At 70.2% G+C, this 23,278-nt stretch carries 20 protein-coding genes; 10 read left to right on the forward strand and 10 right to left on the reverse strand.

The genetic code is table 11. From position 1 onward, the window contains the following. The first annotated feature begins 30 nt into the window (after positions 1-30). Positions 31-1,644, forward strand: coding sequence for an ABC transporter permease (locus ACWD04_RS22770; RefSeq protein ID WP_451134645.1), 1,614 nt, complete (start codon positions 31-33; stop codon positions 1,642-1,644). 2 nt (positions 1,645-1,646) lie between these two features. Further along, positions 1,647-2,696, forward strand: a complete 1,050-nt coding sequence (locus tag ACWD04_RS22775) for an ABC transporter ATP-binding protein (protein ID WP_451134647.1) — start codon at positions 1,647-1,649, stop codon at positions 2,694-2,696. A gap of 409 nt (positions 2,697-3,105) precedes the next feature. On the opposite strand, the gene ACWD04_RS22780 is transcribed toward ACWD04_RS22775, so the two are convergent. The 5 genes from ACWD04_RS22780 to ACWD04_RS22800 form a co-directional block, all read right to left on the reverse strand. Then, positions 3,106-4,224: an LOG family protein gene (locus ACWD04_RS22780; protein WP_451134649.1), complete on the reverse strand. Its 1,119-nt coding sequence runs from the start codon at positions 4,222-4,224 to the stop codon at positions 3,106-3,108. 34 nt (positions 4,225-4,258) lie between these two features. After that, a complete protein-coding gene (locus ACWD04_RS22785; protein ID WP_451134651.1) occupies positions 4,259-5,422 on the reverse strand; it encodes a hypothetical protein in 1,164 nt (387 codons plus the stop codon). Then, on the reverse strand, positions 5,404-6,141 hold the full coding sequence (locus ACWD04_RS22790) for an ABC transporter ATP-binding protein (protein ID WP_451134653.1): 738 nt from the start codon (positions 6,139-6,141) through the stop codon (positions 5,404-5,406). Before ACWD04_RS22790 ends, ACWD04_RS22785 begins: the two co-directional genes overlap by 19 nt. A gap of 224 nt (positions 6,142-6,365) precedes the next feature. Beyond that, positions 6,366-7,745 carry an aspartate aminotransferase family protein gene (locus tag ACWD04_RS22795; RefSeq protein WP_451134655.1) on the reverse strand — a complete coding sequence of 460 codons (1,380 nt, stop codon included), beginning with the start codon at positions 7,743-7,745 and terminating at the stop codon, positions 6,366-6,368. Further along, positions 7,724-8,221, reverse strand: a complete 498-nt coding sequence (locus ACWD04_RS22800) for an Lrp/AsnC family transcriptional regulator (RefSeq protein ID WP_451134657.1) — start codon at positions 8,219-8,221, stop codon at positions 7,724-7,726. Before ACWD04_RS22800 ends, ACWD04_RS22795 begins: the two co-directional genes overlap by 22 nt. 177 nt (positions 8,222-8,398) lie before the next feature. On the opposite strand from ACWD04_RS22800, the gene ACWD04_RS22805 reads away from it, so the two are divergent. After that, the gene (locus tag ACWD04_RS22805; RefSeq protein ID WP_451134659.1) at positions 8,399-9,838 is read left to right on the forward strand and encodes a gamma-aminobutyraldehyde dehydrogenase; all 1,440 of its coding nucleotides are present in this window, start codon (positions 8,399-8,401) and stop codon (positions 9,836-9,838) included. A gap of 414 nt (positions 9,839-10,252) precedes the next feature. Here ACWD04_RS22805 and ACWD04_RS22810 read toward each other — a convergent pair whose 3' ends face one another. Together ACWD04_RS22810 and ACWD04_RS22815 are read right to left on the reverse strand one after the other, a co-directional pair. Next, positions 10,253-10,957, reverse strand: a complete 705-nt coding sequence (locus tag ACWD04_RS22810; protein WP_451134661.1) for a glycerophosphodiester phosphodiesterase — start codon at positions 10,955-10,957, stop codon at positions 10,253-10,255. Between the two features lie 23 nt (positions 10,958-10,980). Then, positions 10,981-12,015 (reverse strand): adenosine deaminase, encoded by a 1,035-nt coding sequence (locus ACWD04_RS22815; RefSeq protein ID WP_451134663.1) that lies wholly within the window; start codon positions 12,013-12,015, stop codon positions 10,981-10,983. Between the two features lie 119 nt (positions 12,016-12,134). On the opposite strand from ACWD04_RS22815, the gene ACWD04_RS22820 reads away from it, so the two are divergent. Continuing rightward, positions 12,135-12,845 carry a DUF4190 domain-containing protein gene (locus ACWD04_RS22820; RefSeq protein WP_451134665.1) on the forward strand — a complete coding sequence of 237 codons (711 nt, stop codon included), beginning with the start codon at positions 12,135-12,137 and terminating at the stop codon, positions 12,843-12,845. Between the two features lie 67 nt (positions 12,846-12,912). On the opposite strand, the gene ACWD04_RS22825 is transcribed toward ACWD04_RS22820, so the two are convergent. After that, positions 12,913-13,452, reverse strand: coding sequence for an NADAR family protein (locus tag ACWD04_RS22825; protein WP_451134785.1), 540 nt, complete (start codon positions 13,450-13,452; stop codon positions 12,913-12,915). Between the two features lie 217 nt (positions 13,453-13,669). Here ACWD04_RS22825 and ACWD04_RS22830 point away from each other — a divergent pair, with 217 nt between their 5' ends. Genes ACWD04_RS22830 through ACWD04_RS22855 form a run of 6 tightly spaced genes read left to right on the forward strand, consistent with a single transcriptional unit; the run spans position 13,670 to position 20,851 of the window. Further along, complete coding sequence (locus ACWD04_RS22830) at positions 13,670-15,184, forward strand: gamma-aminobutyraldehyde dehydrogenase (protein ID WP_451134667.1); 1,515 nt, start codon at positions 13,670-13,672, stop codon at positions 15,182-15,184. A 48-nt stretch (positions 15,185-15,232) separates the two neighbouring features. Further along, positions 15,233-16,480, forward strand: coding sequence for an ABC transporter substrate-binding protein (locus tag ACWD04_RS22835; protein ID WP_451134669.1), 1,248 nt, complete (start codon positions 15,233-15,235; stop codon positions 16,478-16,480). A gap of 50 nt (positions 16,481-16,530) precedes the next feature. After that, the gene (locus ACWD04_RS22840; RefSeq protein WP_451134670.1) at positions 16,531-17,691 is read left to right on the forward strand and encodes an ABC transporter ATP-binding protein; all 1,161 of its coding nucleotides are present in this window, start codon (positions 16,531-16,533) and stop codon (positions 17,689-17,691) included. Beyond that, positions 17,688-18,611, forward strand: coding sequence for an ABC transporter permease (locus ACWD04_RS22845; protein ID WP_451134672.1), 924 nt, complete (start codon positions 17,688-17,690; stop codon positions 18,609-18,611). The genes ACWD04_RS22840 and ACWD04_RS22845 overlap by 4 nt, the downstream gene beginning before the upstream one ends. Beyond that, the gene (locus ACWD04_RS22850) at positions 18,611-19,414 is read left to right on the forward strand and encodes an ABC transporter permease (protein WP_451134674.1); all 804 of its coding nucleotides are present in this window, start codon (positions 18,611-18,613) and stop codon (positions 19,412-19,414) included. The genes ACWD04_RS22845 and ACWD04_RS22850 overlap by 1 nt, the downstream gene beginning before the upstream one ends. A gap of 21 nt (positions 19,415-19,435) precedes the next feature. Then, the gene (locus tag ACWD04_RS22855; protein WP_451134676.1) at positions 19,436-20,851 is read left to right on the forward strand and encodes an NAD(P)/FAD-dependent oxidoreductase; all 1,416 of its coding nucleotides are present in this window, start codon (positions 19,436-19,438) and stop codon (positions 20,849-20,851) included. A 90-nt stretch (positions 20,852-20,941) separates the two neighbouring features. On the opposite strand, the gene ACWD04_RS22860 is transcribed toward ACWD04_RS22855, so the two are convergent. Together ACWD04_RS22860 and gabT are read right to left on the reverse strand one after the other, a co-directional pair. Further along, positions 20,942-21,478, reverse strand: coding sequence for a phosphatase PAP2 family protein (locus ACWD04_RS22860; protein ID WP_451134678.1), 537 nt, complete (start codon positions 21,476-21,478; stop codon positions 20,942-20,944). Positions 21,479-21,888: 410 nt separating this feature from the next. Then, a complete protein-coding gene (gene gabT / locus ACWD04_RS22865) occupies positions 21,889-23,229 on the reverse strand; it encodes a 4-aminobutyrate--2-oxoglutarate transaminase (protein WP_451134680.1) in 1,341 nt (446 codons plus the stop codon). Positions 23,230-23,278: the final 49 nt, after the last annotated feature.

Below are 23,278 nucleotides of genomic sequence, written 5' to 3' on the forward strand. Positions count from 1 at the left end.
CGCGGGGGGAACGTGGTGCGGCTCGGTCTCATGGCCGTGCCCGTCACGTTCTTCGCGCTGTTCTTCGCCTACCCGGTCGTCGCGATCGTCGGCCGGGGGCTGAAGGCGGACGGCGACTGGCAGTTCGGCCGGATCGGTGAGGTGCTGAGCCGGGCGGACATCCTCGACGTCCTCTGGTTCACCACCTGGCAGGCCTTCGCCTCGACCGTCCTCACCCTGCTGATCGCGCTGCCGGGCGCCTACGTTTTCGCCCGCTTCGACTTCCCCGGCAAGCAGGTGCTGCGGGCCGTGGTGACCGTGCCGTTCGTCCTTCCGACGGTCGTCGTGGGTACGGCGTTCCTGGCGCTGCTGGGGCGCGGCGGATTTCTCGACGAACTATGGGGCATCCGGCTCGACACCACGGTGTGGGCGATTCTCCTCGCCCACGTCTTCTTCAACTACGCGGTCGTCGTGAGGACCGTCGGCGGCCTGTGGTCTCAGCTCGACCCCCGTCAGGAGGAGGCGGCCCGGGTGCTCGGGGCCGGCCGCCTCGCCGCCTGGCGGAGGGTGACCCTGCCCGCGCTGGCCCCGGCAGTCGCCGCAGCGGCTCTGATGGTCTTCCTCTTCACCTTCACCTCGTTCGGGGTCGTACAGATCCTCGGTGGCCCGGCCTACTCCACGCTGGAGGTGGAGATCTACCGGCAGACCGCCCAGTTGCTCGATCTGCCGACGGCCGCCGTGCTGACCCTGGTGCAGTTCGCCGCGGTCGGCGGGATCCTCGCCGTGCACGCCCGGACCGTACGGCGCCGGGAAACGGCTCTGAAGCTCGTCGACCCGGCGCAGACCTCCCGGCCACCCCGCGGGGCCGGGCAGCGGGCGCTGCTCGGCGGCGTGCTGCTGACCGTGCTGCTCCTCATTCTGCTGCCGCTCGGCGTGCTGGTGGAACGCTCCCTTGACACCTCCGGCGGTTACGGATTCGACTTCTACCGGGCACTTCGGTCCGCCGACGCCAACGGCTCCACCTTTCTGGTCCCGCCGCTCGACGCCATCGGCAACTCCCTGCGCTACGCCCTGGTCGCGACGCTCATCGCCCTTGTGATCGGCGGCCTCGCCGCCGCCGCGCTGACCCGGCGGGCCGGAAGACTCGTGCGGGGTTTCGACGCGCTGCTGATGCTGCCGCTCGGGGTGTCGGCGGTCACCGTGGGCTTCGGCTTCCTCATCACACTCGACAAGCCGCCGCTGGACCTGCGCACGTCCTGGATCCTCGTCCCGCTCGCGCAGGCGCTGGTGGGCGTCCCCTTCGTCGTACGGACCATGCTGCCCGTCCTGCGTGCCGTTGACGAGCGCCTGCGGGAGGCCGCCGCGGTCCTCGGTGCGTCGCCTCTGCGGGCCTGGCGGGAGGTCGACCTCCCGCTGGTCAGACGGGCGGTGCTGGTGGCCGCCGGGTTCGCCTTCGCGGTGTCGCTCGGTGAGTTCGGTGCGACCGTGTTCATCGCCCGCCCCGACAACCCCACCCTGCCGGTGGCCGTCGCCAGGCTGCTCGGGCGCTCCGGAGAGCTCAACTACGGCCAGGCGATGGCCCTCAGCACGATTCTGATGCTTGTCTGCGCGGTGTCGCTGCTCCTGCTCGAACGTATTCGTACCGACCGATCCGGGGAGTTCTAGAGATGCTGGCAGTGGAGTCCGCCACCGTCCGGTTCGGGAAGCGGACCGCGCTGGACGCGGTGGACCTGGAGGTCGCGGACCACGAGGTCGTCTGTGTGCTGGGGCCGAGCGGCAGTGGCAAGTCGACGCTGCTGAGGGCCGTGGCCGGACTGCAGTCCCTGGACGGCGGACGGGTGCTCCTGGACGGCGTGGACCAGGCGCCGCTGCCCGTGCACCGGCGCGGACTCGGCCTGATGTTCCAGGATCACCAGCTGTTCCCGCACCGGGACGTCGGTGCCAACGTCGCCTTCGGACTGAGGATGCACGGCGTGCCCCGCGCCGAGCGCGACCGCAGGGCCGGCGAACTCCTGGACCTGGTCGGCCTGCCCGGCGCGGGCCGGCGGGCCGTCGCCGCCCTGTCCGGCGGCGAGCAGCAACGCGTGGCCCTCGCCCGGGCCCTCGCGCCCCGTCCGAAGCTGCTGATGCTGGACGAACCGCTGGGGCAGCTGGACCGGAGCCTGCGCGAACGGCTCGTCGTCGAACTGCGCACCCTCTTCGGCCGGTTGGGCACCACGGTGCTCGCCGTCACCCACGACCAGGGCGAGGCGTTCGCGCTCGCCGACCGGGTCGTGGTCATGCGGGACGGCCGGATCGCCCAGGCGGGCACCCCGCTGGAGGTCTGGCAGCGCCCCGCGTCGGCTTTCGTCGCTCGTTTCCTCGGCTTCGACAACCTGGTGGACGCCACTGTCACGGGTACGACCGCCGACACGGACTGGGGCAAGGTGCCGGTGCCGGAGGGCTCGCCCCAGGGCGAGTGCGAGCTGCTGGTGCGGCCGGGGGGCGTCCGGATCGGCGGCCCGCAGGACGGTCTGCGCTGCACCGTAGGCGTACGCACCTTCCGCGGCCACCATGTCACCGTCACCCTGCACCCCGGCGACGGGCCTGCGTTGGACGCGGAGTGTGTCCTGCGGGACACCCCGGAGGAGGGCGCCGTCGTGGGTGTGACCTTCGACCCGGCGGAGACGGTGGCCCTTCCACCGGCCGGCCGGGCCGCTGGGCCTCCCGGGTCCTGACCCGGGACGAACGGCCTCGGCGTCGGTGGTCCTCCCGCCCCACGACCACCAGGCCCAGCTCGTGCGCCAGGATCACCGCCCGTGCTCGGTCGGCGACAAGCACTCGGATCACCGAGGGAGTTCCGCCTCCACGCGAAAGCCACCGGCCGGGCCCGCCCCGTGGTGAGTCTGCCGCCCCGCAGCGCGGCCCGTTCGCTCATGCCCACCGGTCCGTGGCTGCGGAGGCGGGCGCCGCCCTGCCCGTCGGACTCCTGAGGGACCGCCGGAGTGCGGCGGCCATGGGTGAGCGGGCCGGAAACGGGTCCGTACGGAGTGGGGCCGGGAACGGACGTACGACAGGCTGGCGGCGCTCCTCGGGGCGTGATCTTCCGGCAGCGCGCCCCTGACGTCAGGTGCGCCCGCCGCGCGGTCAGCCCGTCAGCCGGGCGAGGGCTCCGGCCGCCTCCTCCACCGTGTCGACGAGGGCGATGCGGGTCTCCATCGACCGGCCTGCCGCGAGTGCGCTCAGCAGCGGCCAGGCGGGCAGCTTCTCCGTCCAGTGCGTGCGGTTCACCAGCACCATCGGCGTGGGTGCGGAACGCGACTCGTAGTAGTTCGGCGTCGCGTTGTCGAAGATCTCCTGCACGGTCCCGGCGGCACCCGGCAGGAAGATCACACCGGCGGTCGAGCGGGCCAGCAGCCCGTCCTCGCGTACGGCGTTCGCGAAGTACTTGGCGATGTGGTCCGCGAAGGCGTTCGGCGGCTCGTGGCCGTAGAACCACGTGGGGATCGCGACCGAGGATCCCCCGTCGGGCCAGCGTTCCCGTACGGAGAAGGCGGCCCTCGCCCAGGCGGTGATCGACGGGCTGAACGACGGTTCCGCGGCGAGGAGTTCGCAGGCCTTGACCAGCATCGCGTCGGAGTGCGGGGCCGCGTACGCGCCGAGGTTGGCCGCTTCCATGGCGCCCGGGCCACCGCCCGTCGCCACGGTCAGACCGCTGCGGGCCAGCTCCCTGCCGAGCACGGCCGCGCCGCGGTACTCCTCGGAGCCGCGGGCCATCGCGTGGCCGCCCATCACGCCCACCACACGGGCCCCGACGAGGTGTTCGTCCAGGGCGTCGGAGACCGCGTCGTCGTGGAGGGCCCGCAGCATCGAGGCGAAGACGTCGCCGTTCGCCTTGGTCAACTGGAACCAGCCGTACGCCCGCGCGTCGGGCGTCGACTCGTAACCGCCCTCCGCCAGGCCCTCGTACAGGGCGTCGGGGGTGTAGAGCAGCCCGCGGTACGGGTCGAACGGGAGGCCGGGCACCGGCGGGAAGACGAAGGCCCCGTCCGCGCGTATCTTCGCCTCCGCGCGGGGCTCCATGCGGCAGCCGAGAAAGACGGCGCCCTGGGTGCCGGTCGTGAGCAGTGCGTCGCTCCGGTCCGTCAGGTCGACCGACTGGACACGGTGCCCGGCCAGGGTTCCGGCCGCGACTGCCTGGTCGAATGCGGTGAGCGTCTCGATCTCGACGCCCGGCGGGTACGTGTTCTCGTCCGGATTCTCCACGCCGCCATGCTACGTACCGTCCAGGTGGCGGGTGTCATCCCGTCAGGGGCAGTGCTGCCAGCTCCGCGACAGCCCAGGTCAGCGGGGCGAGGACGACCAGCAGCACCAGCGCCCGCAGGGCGGCGGCGGTCCGGAGGACGGAGGCCGGGGCGCCCAGCCGCAGCAGGGTCCGCGCCGTGCGGGCACGGGCCTGCCTGGCCTCCAGCGCGGTCGTCAGCAGGGTGGCCGTGGTGCACCCGAGGACGAGTACGGCGCCGAGCGCGGTGAGCGGTCCGAAGGGGCGAGGCCCGTCGGTGTGGAGCACGGAGGCCGCGATCACCCCGGACAGCACCGCGCAGACGACCCCCAGCGGCCGGCCGATCCGGGACGCCTCGTCCATCAGGACCCTGCCCGCCAGCAGCCGTACGGCTCCGGGGCGCACCGCCTGGAGCAGCCGTCCGCACAAATGGGTGAGGCCCGGCCCCGCCATGGCCAGGCCGATCGCGGTGAGGGTCCAGCCCGCGAGCACGGCGGCGGGGGTGGAGTCCAGCCGGCCCGGCAGTGGGAACGGGTTGCCCGCCGAGCCACGGCTCGCGTACGCCTCGACCGCGAGTCCGGCCGCGGTGAGCGCGACTCCCCAGGGCAGCCCCGTCGGGGTCGGGGCGGGGGCGAGGTCCTCCTCGGCCTCCTGGGCCTCTGACGGCGCGACCGGCCTGGAGCGCAGCGCGAGCCAGCCCGCCGCGGACGAGGCCAACGGCACCAGGGCCAGCAGCGTGAGTGCTGCGGCGAGGGGCAGCGGGGTGCCGGCGCCAAGGAACTCGGCCGCGCCGCCGTCGAACGGCAGACCGGTCAGATCGCCGCGCAGATGGAGGAAGAAGAGCAGCGCCACCACCGATCCCAGCGTGGTGGACACCGCCGTCGAGATCGCCGCCAGCAAAGAGAGACGGGCCGGGCCGAGACCGGCGGCGAAGAGCCCCGGCCGCGGACGGGTGCTCGGATCCGTCCGCGCGACCGCCACCGCGAACTGGACGGTCGCGGCGAGCGGGACGGCGCACCACAGCAGCCGCAAGACGGAGCTCGACGCGTGCGCCGGGTGCCCGGAGGCGTATCCCAGGGTGCACAGGAGCAGGAAGCCCACCCCGGCCGACGCGGCGGCCAGGAGCAGACGCCCCCCAAGGACCAGGGGGTGCGAGCCGCGGGTCAGACGGAGAGCGAGCACGCCGAGCGGCCTTCCGTATCGGGCGCGGCGGGCAGAGAGACGGTGGTGACGCGGCGGCCGTCCAGCAGACTGACCACCCGGTCGGCGAGTGCGGCGACCGACGCGTCGTGGGTGGCCAGCACGACGGTGATCCCGTGGGACCGGGCCGCCGTGGTGAGGGTGCGCAGCAGCTGCGCGCGCTCGGCGTGGTGCAGCGTGGCGGTCGGCTCGTCCGCGAAGATCACGGACGGCGACGCGGCCAGCGCGCGGGCCACGGAGATCCGCTGACGCTGCGACTGGAGCAGGGTGTGGGGCCGTTTCCTGGCGAGCGGGCCGATGTCCAGGCGCTCCAGCCACTCTGTGGCGGTCTTCTTCGCCGCCCGGTGCGAGACGCCTCGCAGCAGCAGCGGCAGGGCGGCGTTCTCCCAGGTGCTGAGCTCGGGCACGAGCTGGGGCTCGGCCGCGATCCAGCCGAATCTGTCCCGACGGAGCTGTTCCCGGAGCCGGGGTCCCATGGTGTGCACGGGCACGCTGTTGAACCAGACCTCGCCCTGCTGGGCCACGAGCTGGCCGGAGAGGCAGTGAAGCAGCGTCGTCTTCCCGCACCCGCGGGGACCGGTCACGGCGAGGATCTCGCCGTCGCGGACACCGAGCGAGACACCGTTGAGCCCTGGTGATCCGTTGTGGGAATGGTGCAGGGAACGTGCCCAGATCACGTCGTTGTCGGGCGGGGCCACCATGGCGTACACCTCGGTTCGGATCAGATTTCCCGTCCCCCGTAAGGGGGAACGAATTCAACGAAAACAAGGCCGATCGGTCACTCGGCACGGTAGGCAGCCGGGCCGGGGTGTCGGGACAGTACGCGGCCCGGATGCCCCCTTCTCACTCGAACGGGTGCATCCGGGCCGCGTGGTCCGTATGACGTGACTGCCGAAAGCCGTGCCGACGGCAGTGGCCGGAGCGGTCAGAGCTTCGCCCAGGCCTGAGTCAGGACACCGCGCAGAATGTCCTCGATCTCGTCGAAGGTCGACTGGTCGGAGATCAGCGGCGGGGCGAGCTGGACGACCGGGTCTCCGCGGTCGTCGGCCCGGCAGTAGAGGCCGTTCTCGTACAGCGCCTTGGAGAGGAAGCCGTACAGGACGCGCTCGGTCTCCTCGGCGGTGAACGTCTCCTTGGTGGCCTTGTCCTTCACCAGCTCGACGCCGTAGAAGAAGCCGTTGCCACGGACGTCGCCGACGATCGGCAGGTCGTGCAGCTTCTGCAGCGTGGTCAGGAACGCGTTCTCGTTGTCCAGGACGTGCTGGTTGAGGCCCTCGCGCTCGAAGATGTCGAGGTTGGCGAGACCGACCGCGGCGGAGACCGGGTGGCCGCCGAAGGTGTAGCCGTGCAGAAAGGTGTTGTCGCCCTCGTAGAACGGCTCGGCCAGCCGGTCGGAGATGATGCAGGCGCCGATGGGGGAGTAGCCCGAGGTCATGCCCTTGGCGCAGGTGATCATGTCCGGCACGTAGCCGAACTTGTCGCAGGCGAACATCGTGCCGAGGCGGCCGAACGCGCAGATGACCTCGTCGGAGACGAGCAGCACATCGTGCCGGTCGCAGATCTCCCGCACGCGCTGGAAGTAGCCGGGCGGCGGCGGGAAGCAGCCGCCCGCGTTCTGCACGGGCTCCAGGAAGACCGCGGCGACGGTGTCCGGGCCTTCGAACAGAATCTCCTGCTCGATCTGGTCGGCGGCCCAGCGGCCGAAGGCCTCCGGGTTGTCACCGAAGAGCGGGGCGCGGTAGATGTTGGTGTTCGGCACCTTGTGCGCGCCGGGGACCAGCGGCTCGAACGGGGCTTTGAGCGCGGGCAGACCCGTGATCGACAGGGCGCCCTGCGGGGTCCCGTGATACGCCACGGCGCGCGAGATGACCTTGTACTTGGCCGGCTTGCCCTTGAGCTTGAAGTACTGCTTGGCCAGCTTCCAGGCCGTCTCCACCGCCTCGCCGCCGCCCGTGGTGAAGAAGACCTTGTTGAGGTCGCCCGGAGCGTAGCCGGCGAGCCGTTCGGCGAGCTCCACCGCCTTGGGGTGGGCGTAGGACCACACCGGGAAGAAGGCCAGCTCCTGCGCCTGCTTGTACGCCGTCTCGGCGAGCTCGTGACGTCCGTGCCCGGCGTTGACGACGAACAGGCCGGAGAGACCGTCGAGGTAACGCTTGCCCTTGTCGTCGTATATGTAGGTGCCCTCGCCACGCACGATGGTGGGAACGGGCGCGTTCTCGTAGTCCGACATGCGGGTGAAATGCATCCACAGGTGGTCGTACGCGGTTCGGCTGAGGTCCTTGCTCACGGCTGTCGGGTTCCCCACATATAGGTCTGCTTCTTGAGCTTGAGGTAGACGAAGCTTTCGGTGGAGCGGACACCGGGGATGGCCCGGATGCGTTTGTTGATCGTCTCCAACAGGTGGTCGTCGTCCTCGCAGACGATCTCCACCATGAGGTCGAAGGAACCCGCCGTCATCACCACGTACTCGCACTCGGCCATGACCGACAGGGCCTCGGCCACGGGGTCGAGGTCGCCCTCGACGTTGATCCCGACCATCGCCTGGCGCCGGAAGCCCACGGTGAGCGGGTCGGTGACGGCGACGATCTGCATCACCCCCTGATCGAGCAGCTTCTGGACGCGCTGGCGCACGGCCGCTTCGGACAGGCCCACGGCCTTGCCGATCGCGGCGTACGGCCGGCGGCCGTCCTCCTGGAGCTGCTCAATGATCGCGAGGGAGACGGCATCGACCGCTGGTGCCGGTCCGTTTCCTGTCCTGGGGTCTGCGCTACGACTGGCCACGGCCCCACTTTGCACTGCGCTTCGTCTGCCTGGCAAGCTCGATTCAATGAAATTCGTCGTTTGAGCCTCTCGATCTCACTGAATCCGAAGTTCACGGCGGGTGGGTATGTCGAAAGCGTCACCTCACGGTTTAGTGTGGAAGTCTCACCCATCGGACAGCTGACAGGAGGGGTGGTTGTGACCACCGAGGTGCGCCGTCTGCGCAACTACATCAACGGAGAGTTCCGGGACGCCGCGGACGGGCGGACCATTGATGTGGTCAACCCGGTGACGGAAGAGGTCTACGCGACCTCGCCGCTGTCCGGACCGGCCGACGTCGATGCCGCCATGGAAGCGGCGGCCGCCGCGTTCCCCGCCTGGCGCGACGTGACGCCCGCCGAGCGACAGAAGGCACTGCTGAAGATCGCGGATGCCTTCGAGGAGCGGGCCGAGGACCTCATCGCGGCGGAGTCGGAGAACACCGGCAAGCCGCTGGAGCTCACCCGTACCGAAGAGATCCCGCCGATGGTGGACCAGATCCGTTTCTTCGCGGGCGCCGCCCGGCTCCTCGAAGGCCGTTCGGCCGGCGAGTACATGGAGGGACTGACCTCCATCGTCCGCCGCGAGCCGGTGGGGGTCTGTGCCCAGGTCGCGCCGTGGAACTACCCGATGATGATGGCCGTGTGGAAGTTCGCCCCGGCGCTCGCCGCGGGCAACACCGTCGTCATCAAGCCGTCTGACACCACCCCGGCGTCGACGGTGCTGATCGCGGAGATCATCGGGCAGATCCTGCCCGAGGGCGTCTTCAACGTCATCTGCGGCGACCGCGAGACCGGCCGCGCGATGGTCGAGCACCCGATCCCCGCCATGGCCTCCATCACCGGCTCCGTACGGGCCGGCATGCAGGTCGCCGAGTCCGCCGCCAAGGACGTCAAGCGGGTCCATCTGGAGCTCGGCGGCAAGGCCCCCGTCGTCGTGTTCGAGGACACCGACATCGCCAAGGCCGTCGAGGGCATCTCTGTCGCGGGCTACTTCAACGCGGGCCAGGACTGCACGGCCGCGACCCGTGTCATGGTCCACGAGTCCATCCACGACGAGTTCGTCACGGCGCTCGCCAGGGCGGCGGCCGACACCAAGACCGGCCTGCCGGACGACGAGGACGTGCTGTACGGACCGCTCAACAACGCCAACCAGCTGGCGCAGGTCAGTGGGTTCATCGAGCGGCTCCCCGCGCACGCCAAGGTCGAGGCGGGCGGTCACCGGGTCGGCGACAAGGGCTACTTCTACGCCCCGACCGTAGTCTCAGGCCTCCGGCAGGACGACGAGATCGTCCAGCACGAGGTCTTCGGCCCCGTCATCACCGTCCAGTCCTTCACGGACGAGGCCCAGGCCGTCGAGTACGCCAACGGCGTCGAGTACGCCCTGGCCTCCTCGGTGTGGACCAAGGATCACTCCCGCGCGATGCGGATGTCCAAGAAGCTCGACTTCGGCTGCGTGTGGATCAACACCCACATCCCGCTCGTCGCCGAGATGCCGCACGGCGGGTTCAAGAAGTCCGGCTACGGCAAGGACCTCTCCGCCTACGGCTTCGAGGACTACACCCGGATCAAGCACGTCATGACCTCGCTCGACGACTGAGCGACGCCGCGTACGCGAACGGCCCCGGGCTCCGGCCCGGGGCCGTTCGCGTGCCCCCGGGGCGGGTCCGCTCGTGCGCCCCCGGGGCGGGCCGAGAGCGTCACATGTCATGAACAGAGTGTGCGGGCCTGCCCGCTCCCGCTGGACGGCTGGCTGACGGGGAAACCGCCGCGCTCGCCGAGGGCCCGCCGGTCCTCCCCGACGACGTGATGAGCCAACGGCAGGCCGTCGCCCGTGACATCACAGCCGAGGGTCGCACCAGGTTCGCGAAGAGGCGGAACTCCGTCGTCCGACCTCGGTGACCGGGGCGGCGACCCTTTTTGAACGCGTTCATGCGTGGTTCGGGGGTCCCGGATCGGGCACGTCCGCTCCGGAGATCACGAACGGTACGGACCGCCCGTGATGCCGGGCCGATCAAGAAGCGTCGTTCGGAGAAGAGTTGGCCAACTGGGCCCTGAGTGCGTCGATCCGGTTGGTGGTGATCGAGTCGACGCCGTACGTGAACAGCCGGCGCATCGTGCGCCGGGTGTCCACCGTCCAGGCTGACACCAGCAGCCCGTCGGCATGGACCCGGTCGGCCAGCTCACGGCTCAGCAGCCCGAAACGGTAGTTCAGCCAGCGCGGCCGCACCGCTTCGAGCAGCACGGCGCGGGGCGGGGCGAGCGTCGTCCAGGTCAGGGCGATCTCGGCGGACGGATCGGCCGCGCGCACCTTCAGCATCGCGTGCGTGTCCGCGCAGTAGTACACGCGCTCCTGCGCCCCACACTCCCGCACCACACCGACGATCTCCCGTACGGACGCGTCGGTCGCGCCGGGCAGGTCGACCATGAGCCGGCGGTCGCCGGCGGCGGACAGTGCCTCGCGCAGGGTCGGTACCCCGCCGCCGGTCGACTCCGCCAACTCCCGGTGATCCAGCCGGTCGAGGCGGATGTCGTGGCCCCACAGGCGTTCCAGTGTGGAGTCGTGGAGCAGCACGGGCACCCTGTCCCGGGTGACGCGGACATCGATCTCGACCGCGTCCGCCCCCCGTTCCACGGCGGACCGGATCGAGGGGAGCGTGTTCTCGCGGGCACGGTAGGGATCGCCGCGGTGTGCCACGGCGGTGACGGTGGTGGTCATGAGGACATTGTGACCGGGAGGGGTCACGGGGCCGGGGCCGCCAGCCAGTTCGTCGTGTACGCGTCGATCTCGGCGGCCAGCGTCCGCTTGCCGGCCGGGTCCAGGTACGAGGCCTCCACGGCGTTCTTCGCCAGATCGGCCACTCCGCGCGCGTCCAGGCCGAGCAGCCGGGCCGCTACCCCGTACTCGTTGTTGAGGTCGGTGCCGAACATGGGCGGGTCGTCGCTGTTGACCGTGACGAGTACGCCTGCCTCCACCATCTCCTTTATCGGGTGCTGGTCGAGGTCCGCGACCGCCCGGGTGGCGATGTTCGACGTAGGGCAGACCTCCAGGGCGATGCGGTGCTCGGCGAGGTGGGCCAGCAGCTTCGGATCCTGGGTGGAGCTGGTGCCGTGGCCGATGCGCTCCGCGCGCAGCGCGGTCAGCGCGTCCCAGACGGTCTGCGGGCCCGTGGTCTCCCCGGCGTGCGGGACGGAGTGCAGCCCCTCGGCGATCGCGCGGTCGAAGTAGGGCTTGAACCGCGGGCGGTCCACGCCGACCTCGGGCCCGCCCAGACCGAAGGAGACCAGGCCCTCGGGCCGGAGGCCGACCGCGAGCCGGGTGGTCTCCTCGGCGGCCTCGAGACCGGCCTCGCCCGGGATGTCGAAGCACCAGCGCAGGACGACACCGAGCTCTGCCTCGGCTGACTTGCGGGCGTCCTCGATGGCCTCCATGAAGCCTTGCTCCGGGATCCCCCGGCGGGTCGAGCTGAACGGGGTGACGGTCAGCTCCGCGTACCGGATGTTCTGCCGTGCCATGTCCCGGGCGATCTCGAAGGTCAGCAGCCGGACGTCCTCAGGGGTGCGGATCAGCTCCACCACCGAGAGATAGACGTCGATGAAGTGGCCGAAGTCGGTGAAGGTGAAGAAGTCCGACAGCGCCTCCGGGTCCGTGGGGACCTTGGAGTCGGGGTGGTGCGCCGCCAGTTCGGCCACGATGCGGGGCGAGGCCGACCCGACGTGGTGGACATGGAGCTCGGCCTTGGGCAGCCCCGCGATGAAGGGGTGCAGATCGCTCATCGGATACTCCCGGATCTCTGTTCTCGGCCGGGTGTCCCGGCTGCACCGGTCATCGTAGGCGGGGCTCTTGCGGCCGGAGGCCGGGCCGTAGCATGGCGGGACCACGATGGGGGAGGCACATGTCAGACAACACACAGCAGCCCGGGGGCGAGGGTGCGCCGCGCAATCCGTGGGCTCCGCCGGACAGCAGGGTCGAGCTGGGCAAGCAGCCCACGGACGCCGTCCCGCCCGCTGTGCACGACCAGCCCACGGTCACGTCGATGCCGGGTGCCGACACGGGCACCGGGCCCATACCCGGTGCGACGGGATCGTTCGGCCCGCAGCAACCCCCGGTGCCCGCGCCGCCGGTCGCGCCGCACGGGCCCGGGGACCACGGCCCGTACGGTTATCCGGCAGCTCCCGCCGCACCCTCGGCGGCGTACGGCTACCCGGCAGCTCCCGCCGCACCTTCGGCACAGTACGGCTACCCGGGTTACCCCGGCTACGGCGGCCAGCAGCCCTGGGGGCCGGCGCCCGCGAACGGGCTGGGGATCGCGGCGATGGTCCTCGGCATCATCGCGGTTGCCGGCTTCTGTATGTGGGGGCTCGGCGTCATCCTGGGCATCCTCGCCCTGATCTTCGGCATCATCGGCCGGGGCCGCGCCAAGCGCGGCGAGGCGACCAACGGAGGCATGGCACTCGCCGGGATCATCCTGGGGTCGATCTCGATCGTCATCAGCGCGGTCTTCCTCGGATTCCTGATCTGGGCCATCGCCAACGACGAATCGGGCAGTGACTACGACTACGACGACCCCTACGCCACGTCGCTCGTCGTCGGCACGTCCCGCTGATCCGTGGTGAACGGCCGCCCGTGGCCGGGCCGGGGGAAGCACGTCCCGGGCCCGGCCGCGCGCCGTGTCACCCCGCGCGCAGCCGCGCCCGCGCCTCCATGAGTGCGAAGCCCAGCAGATTCAGCCCTCGCCAGGACGCCGGGTCCGCGATGCGCGGATCGTCCTCGGCGAGGCCGATGCCCCATATCCGGTCCATCGGACTGGCCTCGACGAGCACGCGCTCGCCGGTGCCCAGCAGGTACGCCCGCAGCGCCGGGTCCTGGCCGAACTTGTGGACGCTGCCCGCGACGACCAGGGTGAACCGCTCCCGCTCCCACGCGCCGTCGTCGAAGCCCTCGACCAGCCGGCCCACCTTCTTCGCCGCCGCCGGGCTGCTCGCCGCCACAGCCCGGGCCTCCGCCTCCGTGTCGCCGAAGAGCCGTGCCTTGCCCGCCATCATCCAGTGTTCCGTCGAGGCGTAGGTCACCGAATCGACCGTGAAAGGCGCGGGCCACCACTGACTGAGGCAGCTCTCGCCGAGCCTGCCGTCCGAGCGGGGCCGATGCCCCCAGAACGGCAGGTACTTCACGTTCTCCCCGCGTGCCGTGCGCGCCAGGAGACCGTCCATGTGTTCCTGTCCCATGGCAGCCGAGTCTGGCATCCGCCACTGACAGCCAGTACAGGGATTTCCGTACGCGCGAGGCACATCATCGACAGATTCCGTTGCGTAACCAAAAGGAAACAACGGAATCACTTGTTGGTAGAGGTGCCCTCTGTCAGGATCGGCACTCAATTCGACAAGAAGCTACGCCGCCCCTGGTCACGGGGTAGCGGAGGAGAACGTCATGGCCAACGGATTCCAGGTGCAGGACCGCTTCGCCGGGGGCGCTCAGTACATCGGCGGACGGCTGCGCCCCGGCACATCGGGACGCCACCAGGACGTGGTCGACCCCGCCACGGGAAGAACGGTCCTCCGCTACGAACTGGGGGGCACCGTCGACGTCGACGCCGCCGTGGCCGCCGCCCGGCAGGCGTTCCCGGGCTGGTCGGGGTTCACCCCGGCCGAACGGTCCGAGGCGCTGCACCGCTTCGCCGTCGAACTCGCCGGGCAGGCCGAGGACTTCGCGTACGCCGAATCCCTGCAGTGCGGCAAGCCCGTCAAGCTCTCCGCCGAGTTCGACGTTCCTGGCACGGTCGACAACACCTCGTTCTTCGCCGGTGCGGCACGCCACCTCGAAGGGAAGTCGGCCGCCGAGTACAGCGGCGACCACACCTCCTACGTACGCCGCGAGGCCCTCGGGGTCATCGGCTCCGTCACGCCCTGGAACTACCCGCTCCAGATGGCGGCCTGGAAGATCCTCCCGGCTGTGGCCGCAGGCAACACCATCGTGCTGAAGCCCGCCGAGATCACACCGCTGACCTCGCTGATGTTCGCGCAGGCGGCCACGGAGGCCGGCATTCCCGACGGCGTGATCAACATCGTCTCCGGCGCCGGGCAGGACGCGGGCGAGCACCTCGTGAGCCACCCCGACGTCGTGATGACCTCCTTCACCGGATCGACCGCGGTCGGCAAGCGGGTCGCCGCGCTCGCCACCTCCACCGTCAAGCGCCTTCACCTGGAACTCGGCGGCAAGGCGCCCTTCCTCGTGTTCGACGACGCCGACCTCGAAGCGGCGGTCCATGGAGCGGTCGCCGGCTCCCTCATCAACACCGGCCAGGACTGCACGGCCGCCACCCGCGCCTACGTCCAGCGCCCCCTCTACGACGCGTTCGTGAGCGGGGTCGCCGCCCTGATGGAGAGCGTGCGGCTCGGCGACCCCTTCGACCCGTCGACCGACCTGGGCCCGTTGATCAGCCGTCAGCAGCGCGACCGCGTCGCCGGATTCGTCGACCGTGCCCGCGCCTACGCCACCGTCGTCACCGGCGGTGAGGCTCCCGGAGGCGAACTCGCCGAGGGCGCCTACTACCGGCCGACCCTGATCACCGGCGCCGCCCAGGACAGCGAGATCGTCACGTCGGAGATCTTCGGCCCCGTGCTGGTCGTGCTGCCCTTCGACACCGACGACGAGGGACTCCGCCTCGCCGACGACACCCCGTACGGACTGGCCGCCTCCGCCTGGAGCACCGGTCTGTACCGGGCCAACCGGGCCACCCGCGAGCTCAGGGCGGGCTGTGTGTGGATCAACGACCACATCCCGATCATCAGCGAGATGCCGCACGGCGGGCGCGGGGCCAGCGGCTTCGGCAAGGACATGTCGTCGTACTCCTTCGAGGAGTACACGCAGGTCAAGCACGTCATGTACGACAACACCGCGGTGGCCAGGAAGGACTGGCACCGCACAGTCTTCGGGGACCGATAGCAGCGGCTGCCGCACGGCGGCCCCACCCACCCGGAAGGGCATACGCGTATGGAGCAGTACGAGCCCGAGCGCTTCTCCGCGCCGCAACTGGCCGCCATGAGGCGCAGCCTCACGAACGGCAGGGGAGCCCTCACCCGCCGTTCCCTTCTCCGGGCCTCCGGCACGGCAGCCCTCGCGTTCGGCGGCCTCGGGGCCCTGACCGCGTGCGGCATCCCGCCCGCCGGACGGGAAGGGGAAGCCACGGCCTCCGACGACCACTCGGCAGCGGAGAAACAGATCAACTTCTCCAACTGGACCGAGTACATGGACGTCAGCGAGGACGAGAAGAGCCGTCCGACCCTGGAGGCGTTCACGAAACGCACCGGGATCAAGGTCAGGTACGCCGAGGACATCAACGACAACGTCGAGTTCTTCGGGAAGATCAAGCCACAGCTCGCGGCGGGACAGGACACCGGCCGCGACCTGATCATCGTGACGGACTGGCTGGCCGCACGCATCATCCGGCTCGGCTGGGCGCAGAAGCTCGACCACGCGAACCTCCCGCACGCCTTCGCCAACCTGTCGGCCCAGTTCCGTACACCCGACTGGGACCCGGGACGTGCCTACTCCTATCCGTGGACCGGCATCCCGACCGTCATCGCCTACAACGAGAAGGCGACCGGTGGACGGAAGGTCGACTCCGTCACCCAGCTGCTCGACGACCCCCGGCTCAGGGGCAAGGTCTCGTTCCTCTCCGAGATGCGCGACTCGGTCGGCATGACACTCCTCGACATGGGCAAGGATCCCGGGTCGTTCACGGACGCCGACTTCGACGCGGCCATAGGCCGGATGCAGAAGGGCGTCGACAAGAAGCAGATACGCCGCTTCACCGGCAACGACTACACCGCGGACCTGAGCAAGGGCGACATCGCGGCGTGTGTGGCGTGGGCGGGGGACATCATCCAGCTCCGGGCCGACAACCCGGCGATCAAGTTCTCCGTCCCGTCCGCCGGTTACATCACGTCGAGCGACAACATGCTGGTCCCGGCACAGGCCCGGCACAAGACCAACGCCGAGAAGCTCATGGACTACTACTACGAGCTCCCGGTCGCGGCCCAGCTCGCCGCCTACATCAACTACGTCTGCCCGGTGGACGGCGTCGCCGGCGACCTCGCGAAGATCGACGAGTCGATGGCGTCCAACACGCTGATCCTCCCCGACAAGGCCATGGCCGCGAAGTCGCGTGCCTTCCGCTCCCTCAGCGCCGAGGAAGAGACGGCGTACGAGGAGAAGTTCGCCGAGCTCATCGGCGCCTGACCGGCCCGTCCCCTTCCCGATCTCCCCCGACACCACTGGGACCGCGACCCATGACACAGCAGCAGACAGCGGGCGGCGACGTCCGTCTCACCGGGATCAGCAAGACATACGGCTCCTTCACCGCAGTGCACCCCCTCGACCTGACCGTCCCGCAGGGCTCCTTCTTCGCGCTGCTCGGAGCGTCCGGCTGCGGCAAGACCACCACCCTGCGCATGATCGCGGGCCTGGAGGAGGCCACCACCGGCACGGTCTCGCTCGGCGGCCGCGACATCACCGGCCTGCCCCCGTACAAGCGGCCCGTGAACACCGTCTTCCAGAGCTACGCGCTCTTCCCGCACCTCGACGTCGGCGAGAACATCGCCTTCGGGCTGCGCCGCCGCGGCATCAGGTCCGTGCGGAAGCAGGTCGGGGAGATGCTGGAGCTCGTCCAGCTCGCCGACTTCGCCCGTCGCAAGCCGCACCGGCTCTCCGGCGGCCAGCAGCAGCGCGTCGCCGTGGCCCGCGCCCTCATCAACCACCCCCAGGTCCTCCTCCTCGACGAGCCCCTGGGCGCCCTCGACCTCAAGCTGCGCCGCCGGATGCAGCTCGAACTCAAGCGGATCCAGACCGAGGTCGGCATCACGTTCATCCATGTCACCCACGACCAGGAGGAGGCCATGACCATGGCCGACACCGTCGCGGTGATGAACGGCGGGCGGGTCGAACAGCTCGGTGCCCCCGCCGATCTGTACGAGAACCCCCGGACCACCTTCGTGGCGAACTTCCTCGGCACCTCCAACCTCATCGAGGGGGAGATCGTGTCCACGGGCGCGGACGTCGTGGTCTCGTCCGGCGGAGGGAAGCTCAGGCTGCCCGGCGGGCGCTGCTCGTCCCCGGCGGAGAGCGGGGGAAAACTGCTCGTGGGTGTCCGCCCGGAGAAGATCTCCCTCACCCACACCGACGACGCGGCCGCGATACCCGACGGCCGCAACCGGGTCACCGGCCGCATCACCGACTCCAGCTTCATCGGTGTCTCCACGCAGTACGTCGTCGAGAGCCCGGCCGGCACGGCGCTCCAGGTCTACGAGCAGAACATCGAGCGCGACAGCCGGCTCGTCCCCGGCGCCGACGTCGTCCTGCACTGGAACCCCGAGCACACCTTCGGACTCGACGCGGCCCAGTCCATCAACGCCGGAGCCGCCGGCGCGGACGGCACGGAGGAAGCGGCGTGAGCGTCACCCAGGCGCCACCGGCGCACCCGGCGAAGGCCGAGGTCCGCAAGCCGTCCACCCGCAGGCGGCTCGTCCCCTACTGGTTGCTGCTCCCCGGCATCCTGTGGCTGCTCGTCTTCTTCGCGCTGCCGATGGTCTACCAGGCGTCGACCTCCGTCCAGACCGGATCCCTGGAGAAGGGCTTCGAGGTCACCTGGCACTTCCGGACCTACTGGGACGCCCTCGCGGACTACTACCCGCAGTTCATCCGGTCCCTCCTGTACGCGGGCACCGCGACGCTCCTGTGCCTGCTGCTCGGCTACCCGCTCGCGTATCTGATCGCCTTCAAGGCGGGCCGCTGGCGCAACCTGGTGCTCGTGCTGGTCGTCGCCCCGTTCTTCACCAGTTTCCTCATCCGGACGCTGGCCTGGAAGACGATCCTCGCGGACGGCGGCACGGTGGTCGGCGTGCTGAACACCCTGCACGTCCTGGACGTCACCGCCTGGCTCGGCTGGACCGAGAACAACCGCGTCCTGGCGACCCCCATGGCCGTCGTCTGCGGACTGACGTACAACTTCCTGCCGTTCATGATCCTGCCGCTCTACACCTCGCTGGAACGCATCGACGGCCGGCTGCACGAGGCCGCGGGCGATCTGTACGCCACCCCCGTCACCACCTTCCGCAGGGTGACGCTGCCGCTGTCCATGCCCGGGGTCGTCTCCGGCACGCTGCTGACGTTCATCCCGGCCAGCGGCGACTACGTCAACGCGGAACTCCTCGGCTCCACCGACACCAAAATGGTCGGCAGCGTCATCCAGACCCAGTTCCTACGGGTCCTGGACTATCCGACGGCGGCCGCGCTCTCGTTCATCCTCATGGCGGTCGTCCTGCTCGTGGTCACCGTCCACATCCGCCGCTCCGGGACGGAGGACCTGGTCTGATGCCCGTACTCCGTCTGCTTCGCCGGAACCTGGTCGTGATCGCGGGGCTGCTGACCCTCGCCTACATGATCATGCCGAACGCCGTCGTCATGGTCTTCTCCCTCAACCAGCCGAAGGGGCGCTTCAACTACGCCTGGCAGGAGTTCTCCCTGGACGCCTGGAAGGACCCCTGCGGCGTCGCCGGCCTCTGCGAATCGCTGTCGCTCTCGCTGCGGATCGCCGTCTGGGCGACGGTCGGCGCGACCGTGCTCGGCACGATGATCGCCTTCGCGCTGGTCCGCTACCGGTTCCGGGCCCGCGGCGCGATCAACTCACTCATCTTCCTGCCCATGGCGATGCCCGAGGCCGTCATGGCCGCCTCGCTGCTCACGCTCTTCCTCAACATGGGCGCCGCACTGGGCTTCTGGACCGTGCTGATCGCCCACGTCATGTTCTGTCTCAGCTTCGTGGTGACCGCGGTCAAGGCACGTGTCATGTCGATGGACCCGAGGCTGGAGGAGGCCGCCCGCGATCTGTACGCGGGCCCGGTGCAGACGTTCGTCCGGGTGACCCTCCCGATCGCCGCCCCGGGCATCGCCGCCGGAGCGCTGCTCGCTTTCGCGCTCTCCTTCGACGATTTCATCATCACCAATTTCAACGCGGGCTCCGCGGTGACGTTCCCCATGTTCGTCTGGGGATCCGCGCAGCGTGGAACACCCGTACAGATCAACGTCATCGGCACGGCCATGTTCGTCATCGCCGTGGCGGTGGTTCTCGCCGGACACCTCATCGCGAACCGGCGCAGGAGCAACGCGGGAAAGTAGCCATCGAAGGAGTTGGAACCCATGGCCCCGGATGCCATGCGTCATGCCGCACACGCACTCTCCGACGTACGCCCCCTGGCGTACTGGCTCGACGACCCGGGAAAGCCCGGCGCCCTTCCCGCACTCACCGGCGACGAACGGTGCGATCTCGTGGTCGTCGGCGGCGGCTACAGCGGACTGTGGACCGCGCTGCTCGCCAAGGAACGGGACCCCGGACGCGATGTCGTCCTCATCGAGGGCCACGAGGTGGGCTGGGCCGCCTCGGGCCGCAACGGCGGATTCTGCGCCGCCTCGCTGACCCACGGACTGGCCAACGGTCTGGAGCGCTGGCCGGACGAGATAGGGACGCTGGAGGAGCTGGGCGCGCGGAATCTCGACGCCATCGAGGCGGCCGTGGCCCGCTACTCCCTCGACTGCGACTTCGAGCGCACCGGCGAGATCGATGTCGCCACACAGCCCCACCAGCTCGACGAGCTGCGGGAATGGCAGCGCAGGGCCGAGGAACTGGGCCTGGGCGCACTCGAGTTCCTCGATCGCGACCAGGTGCGCTCCCATGTCGACTCACCGACATTCCTGGGCGGTCTGCTGGACCGGCGCGGCGTCGCCATGCTGCATCCGGCCAAGCTCGCCTGGGGGCTCAAAGAGGCATGCCGCGGTCTCGGCGTACGGATCTACGAGCACACCCGCGGCCTCGAGATCGCCCGGTCGGGCGCCGGGATGGCGGTGCGTACCCCGTACGGCAGGGCATTCGCCCGGGACGTCGCTCTCGGCACGAACATCTTCCCGTCGCTGGTGCGGCGGGTGCGCCCGTACACGGTCCCGGTGTACGACTACGCGCTGATGACGGAGCCCCTGAGCGCGGATCAGCTCGCCTCGGTCGGCTGGCGCGACCGCCAGGGACTCGGGGACAGCGCCAACCAGTTCCACTACTTCCGGCTCTCCGCCGACAACCGGATCCTGTGGGGCGGATACGACGCCGTCTATCCGTACGGCGGCCGTCTGCATCCCTCGCTGGACCAGCGGCCGGAGACCTTCCTGAAACTCGCCGGGCAGTTCTTCGAGTGCTTTCCCCAGCTGTCCGGTGTGCGTTTCAGCCACGCCTGGGGCGGTGCGATCGATACGTGCTCCCGCTTCTCCGCGTTCTTCGGTACGGCCCATCGCGGGCGGGTCGCGTACGCCGCCGGATACACCGGGCTGGGCGTCGGAGCCACGCGCTTCGGTGCCGAGGTCATGCTCGACCTGCTGTCGGGCCGGGAAACCGAGCGGACCGCGCTCGACATGGTCCGCTCGAAGCCGATGCCCTTCCCGCCCGAGCCGCTCGCCTGGGCCGGGATCGAGCTCACCAAGAGGTCCCTCGCCCGTGCCGACACTCATGGCGGGCACCGCGACCTCTGGCTGCGGACCATGGACCGGCTGGGGCTCGGCTTCGACAGCTGAGCCCGGGTGATCCAGCTCGCTACCGATCGGTAGCCGAGCCCGTGCGAGACCCGCGGCACCCGGTCAGGGCCGCGCGAAGGACTTCGACGCCTACTTCGGCGGCTGACCGCTCCGGGTACCCGCCCGCAATGCGAGCAGCAGCACCCCGCTGAGGCACCAGCCGGCCACCACGTCCAGCGGCCAGTGGTAGCCGCGCAGCACCAGACCGACGCTCGTGGCCGCCGTCAGCAGGACGGCGGCCACGAGCGTCACCCATGACCGCTTCAGATACGGGGCCAGCAGCAGGGCCGCGGCCCCGTACGCCACCATCGCCGTGGTCGTATGACCCGAGGGGTAGTAGCCCGTCGCCTCCGTCAGCGGACCCTGACGGTCCGTCCACAGCTTCAGCGGGATGACGAGCGCCGGGACGGCGGCCATCGTCAGGGAGGCGTACACCGCCGCACGCCGGGCACGGCGGAACCAGGCGACGAGGACGGCGCACGCCAGTACGGGAAGGGCGACCTGCATGTTGCCGAGATCGGCGAAGAGATCCGCGAGCGAGGCGGGGCCTCGCCCCGCAAGCTCCAGGCCGAGGCGTTCGTCGGGATCCAGCAGCGGGCCGTCGGCCAGCACCTGCCAGGTGATCACGAGGAAGAGTACTGGCAGCGCCGCGGCCGCGGAAACGAGAAGAACCGGCCACCGGGGAACAGGGGGGATTGTTCCGAGGTGGCCGGTCGGATCGGTGTGCCGCGCGCCCCGGGGGGTGTGGGGCGAGCGGCCATCCGATCGGTGAGGAGTCCCGGAGCCCGAGGCTCCAGCGGTGTGCGCGATGGCACGGCCGGGACGGCGCTGGGGGAGCGCAGGCCCGACATCACCCGCAGTCCCCTGCGGGCGGGGTGTTTCTCTCATCTGGGAAAACCGTACGTCAGTGGAAGGAGGCACCGGAAGTGACCACGGTATCCCGCCATCGCCCCCGCACACCTTCTTCACACGCCTCCACCCGGGAGCCGGTCGTCGCCCCGGGGAGCGATGCCCGGCGCCGGGGTGGTCGGCACGTGTCAGAGCCGCGCGAACGCCTGCTCGATGATGTCCAGGCCCTCGTTCAGCAGGTCCTCGCCGATGACGAGCGGCGGCAGGAAGCGCAGGACATTGCCGTAGGTGCCGCAGGTCAGGACCAGCAGACCCTCCGCGTGGCAGGCCTTGGCCAGTGCCCCCGTGGCGGCCGCGTCGGGCTCCTTCGTGCCAGGCTTCACCAGCTCGATCGCGATCATGGCGCCGCGCCCTCGGATGTCCCCGATGGTGTCGCCGTTCGGGAGCTTCGACTGCATCTCGACGAGGCGGCCCTTCATGACCTCCTCGATGCGCTTGGCCTTGCCGTTCAGGTCCAGCTCGCGCATCGTCTCGATGGCGCCGAGCGCGCCCGCGCAGGCCACCGGGTTGCCGCCGTACGTCCCGCCGAGGCCGCCGGCGTGCGCGGCGTCCATGATCTCGGCGCGGCCGGTCACCGCGGAGAGCGGGAGTCCGCCCGCGATGCCCTTGGCCGTGGTGATCAGGTCGGGCACGATGCCCTCGTCCTCGCAGGCGAACCACTGGCCGGTGCGGCAGAAGCCCGACTGGATCTCGTCCGCGACGAAGACGATGCCGTTGTCCTTCGCGAACCGGGCGATCGCCGGGAGGAAGCCCTTGGCCGGCTCGATGAAACCGCCCTCGCCCAGGACCGGCTCGATGATGATCGCGGCGACGTTGTCCGCGCCGATCTGCTTGGTGATCTCGTCGATGGCCTGCGCGGACGCCTCGGCACCGGCGTTCTCGGCGCCGGTCGGCCAGCGGTAGCCGTACGCCACCGGCACGCGGTACACCTCGGGCGCGAACGGGCCGAAGCCCTGCTTGTACGGCATGTTCTTCGCCGTCAGCGCCATCGTGAGGTTCGTCCGGCCGTGGTAGCCGTGGTCGAAGACGACGACCGCGGTGCGCCTGGTGTGGGCGCGGGCGATCTTCACGGCGTTCTCGACGGCCTCGGCACCGGAGTTGAACAGCGCCGACTTCTTGGCGTGGTCACCGGGCGTCAGCTCGGCGAGCTGCTCGCAGACCTCGACGTACCCCTCGTACGGCGTGACCATGAAGCACGAGTGCGTGAAGTCGGCGAGCTGCGCCGACGCGCGGCGTACGACGGCCTCGGCGGAGGCGCCCACCGAGGTCACCGCGATACCGGAACCGAAGTCGATCAGCCGGTTGCCGTCCACGTCCTCGATGATTCCGCCGCCCGCCCGAGCGGTGAAGACCGGCAGCGTGGAACCCACACCTGCGGCGACCGCCGCGACACGGCGGGCCTGCAGCTCGGCCGACTTCGGGCCGGGGATGGCGGTGACGACGCGGCGCTCCTGCGGGATGTCGGACATGAGGGGCTCCTGGGGGTGTTTCGGACGCTTCTGTCTCTGCAGGCTAGGG

Source organism: Streptomyces sp. NPDC002911, assembly GCF_053591835.1.

Bases quoted from the DNA above. Each gene is read 5' to 3' on its own strand.
- ACWD04_RS22770 (WP_451134645.1), top strand. From the start codon at position 31: ATGGCCGTGCCCGTCACGTTCTTCGCGCTGTTCTTCGCCTACCCGGTC.
- ACWD04_RS22775 (WP_451134647.1), top strand. From the start codon at position 1,647: ATGCTGGCAGTGGAGTCCGCCACCGTCCGGTTCGGGAAGCGGACCGCG.
- ACWD04_RS22790 (WP_451134653.1), bottom strand. From the start codon at position 6,141: ATGGTGGCCCCGCCCGACAACGACGTGATCTGGGCACGTTCCCTGCAC.
- ACWD04_RS22810 (WP_451134661.1), bottom strand. From the start codon at position 10,957: ATGACCACCACCGTCACCGCCGTGGCACACCGCGGCGATCCCTACCGT.
- ACWD04_RS22815 (WP_451134663.1), bottom strand. From the start codon at position 12,015: ATGAGCGATCTGCACCCCTTCATCGCGGGGCTGCCCAAGGCCGAGCTC.
- ACWD04_RS22820 (WP_451134665.1), top strand. From the start codon at position 12,135: ATGTCAGACAACACACAGCAGCCCGGGGGCGAGGGTGCGCCGCGCAAT.
- ACWD04_RS22825 (WP_451134785.1), bottom strand. From the start codon at position 13,452: ATGGACGGTCTCCTGGCGCGCACGGCACGCGGGGAGAACGTGAAGTAC.
- ACWD04_RS22830 (WP_451134667.1), top strand. From the start codon at position 13,670: ATGGCCAACGGATTCCAGGTGCAGGACCGCTTCGCCGGGGGCGCTCAG.
- ACWD04_RS22835 (WP_451134669.1), top strand. From the start codon at position 15,233: ATGGAGCAGTACGAGCCCGAGCGCTTCTCCGCGCCGCAACTGGCCGCC.
- ACWD04_RS22840 (WP_451134670.1), top strand. From the start codon at position 16,531: ATGACACAGCAGCAGACAGCGGGCGGCGACGTCCGTCTCACCGGGATC.
- ACWD04_RS22850 (WP_451134674.1), top strand. From the start codon at position 18,611: ATGCCCGTACTCCGTCTGCTTCGCCGGAACCTGGTCGTGATCGCGGGG.
- ACWD04_RS22855 (WP_451134676.1), top strand. From the start codon at position 19,436: ATGGCCCCGGATGCCATGCGTCATGCCGCACACGCACTCTCCGACGTA.
- gabT (WP_451134680.1), bottom strand. From the start codon at position 23,229: ATGTCCGACATCCCGCAGGAGCGCCGCGTCGTCACCGCCATCCCCGGC.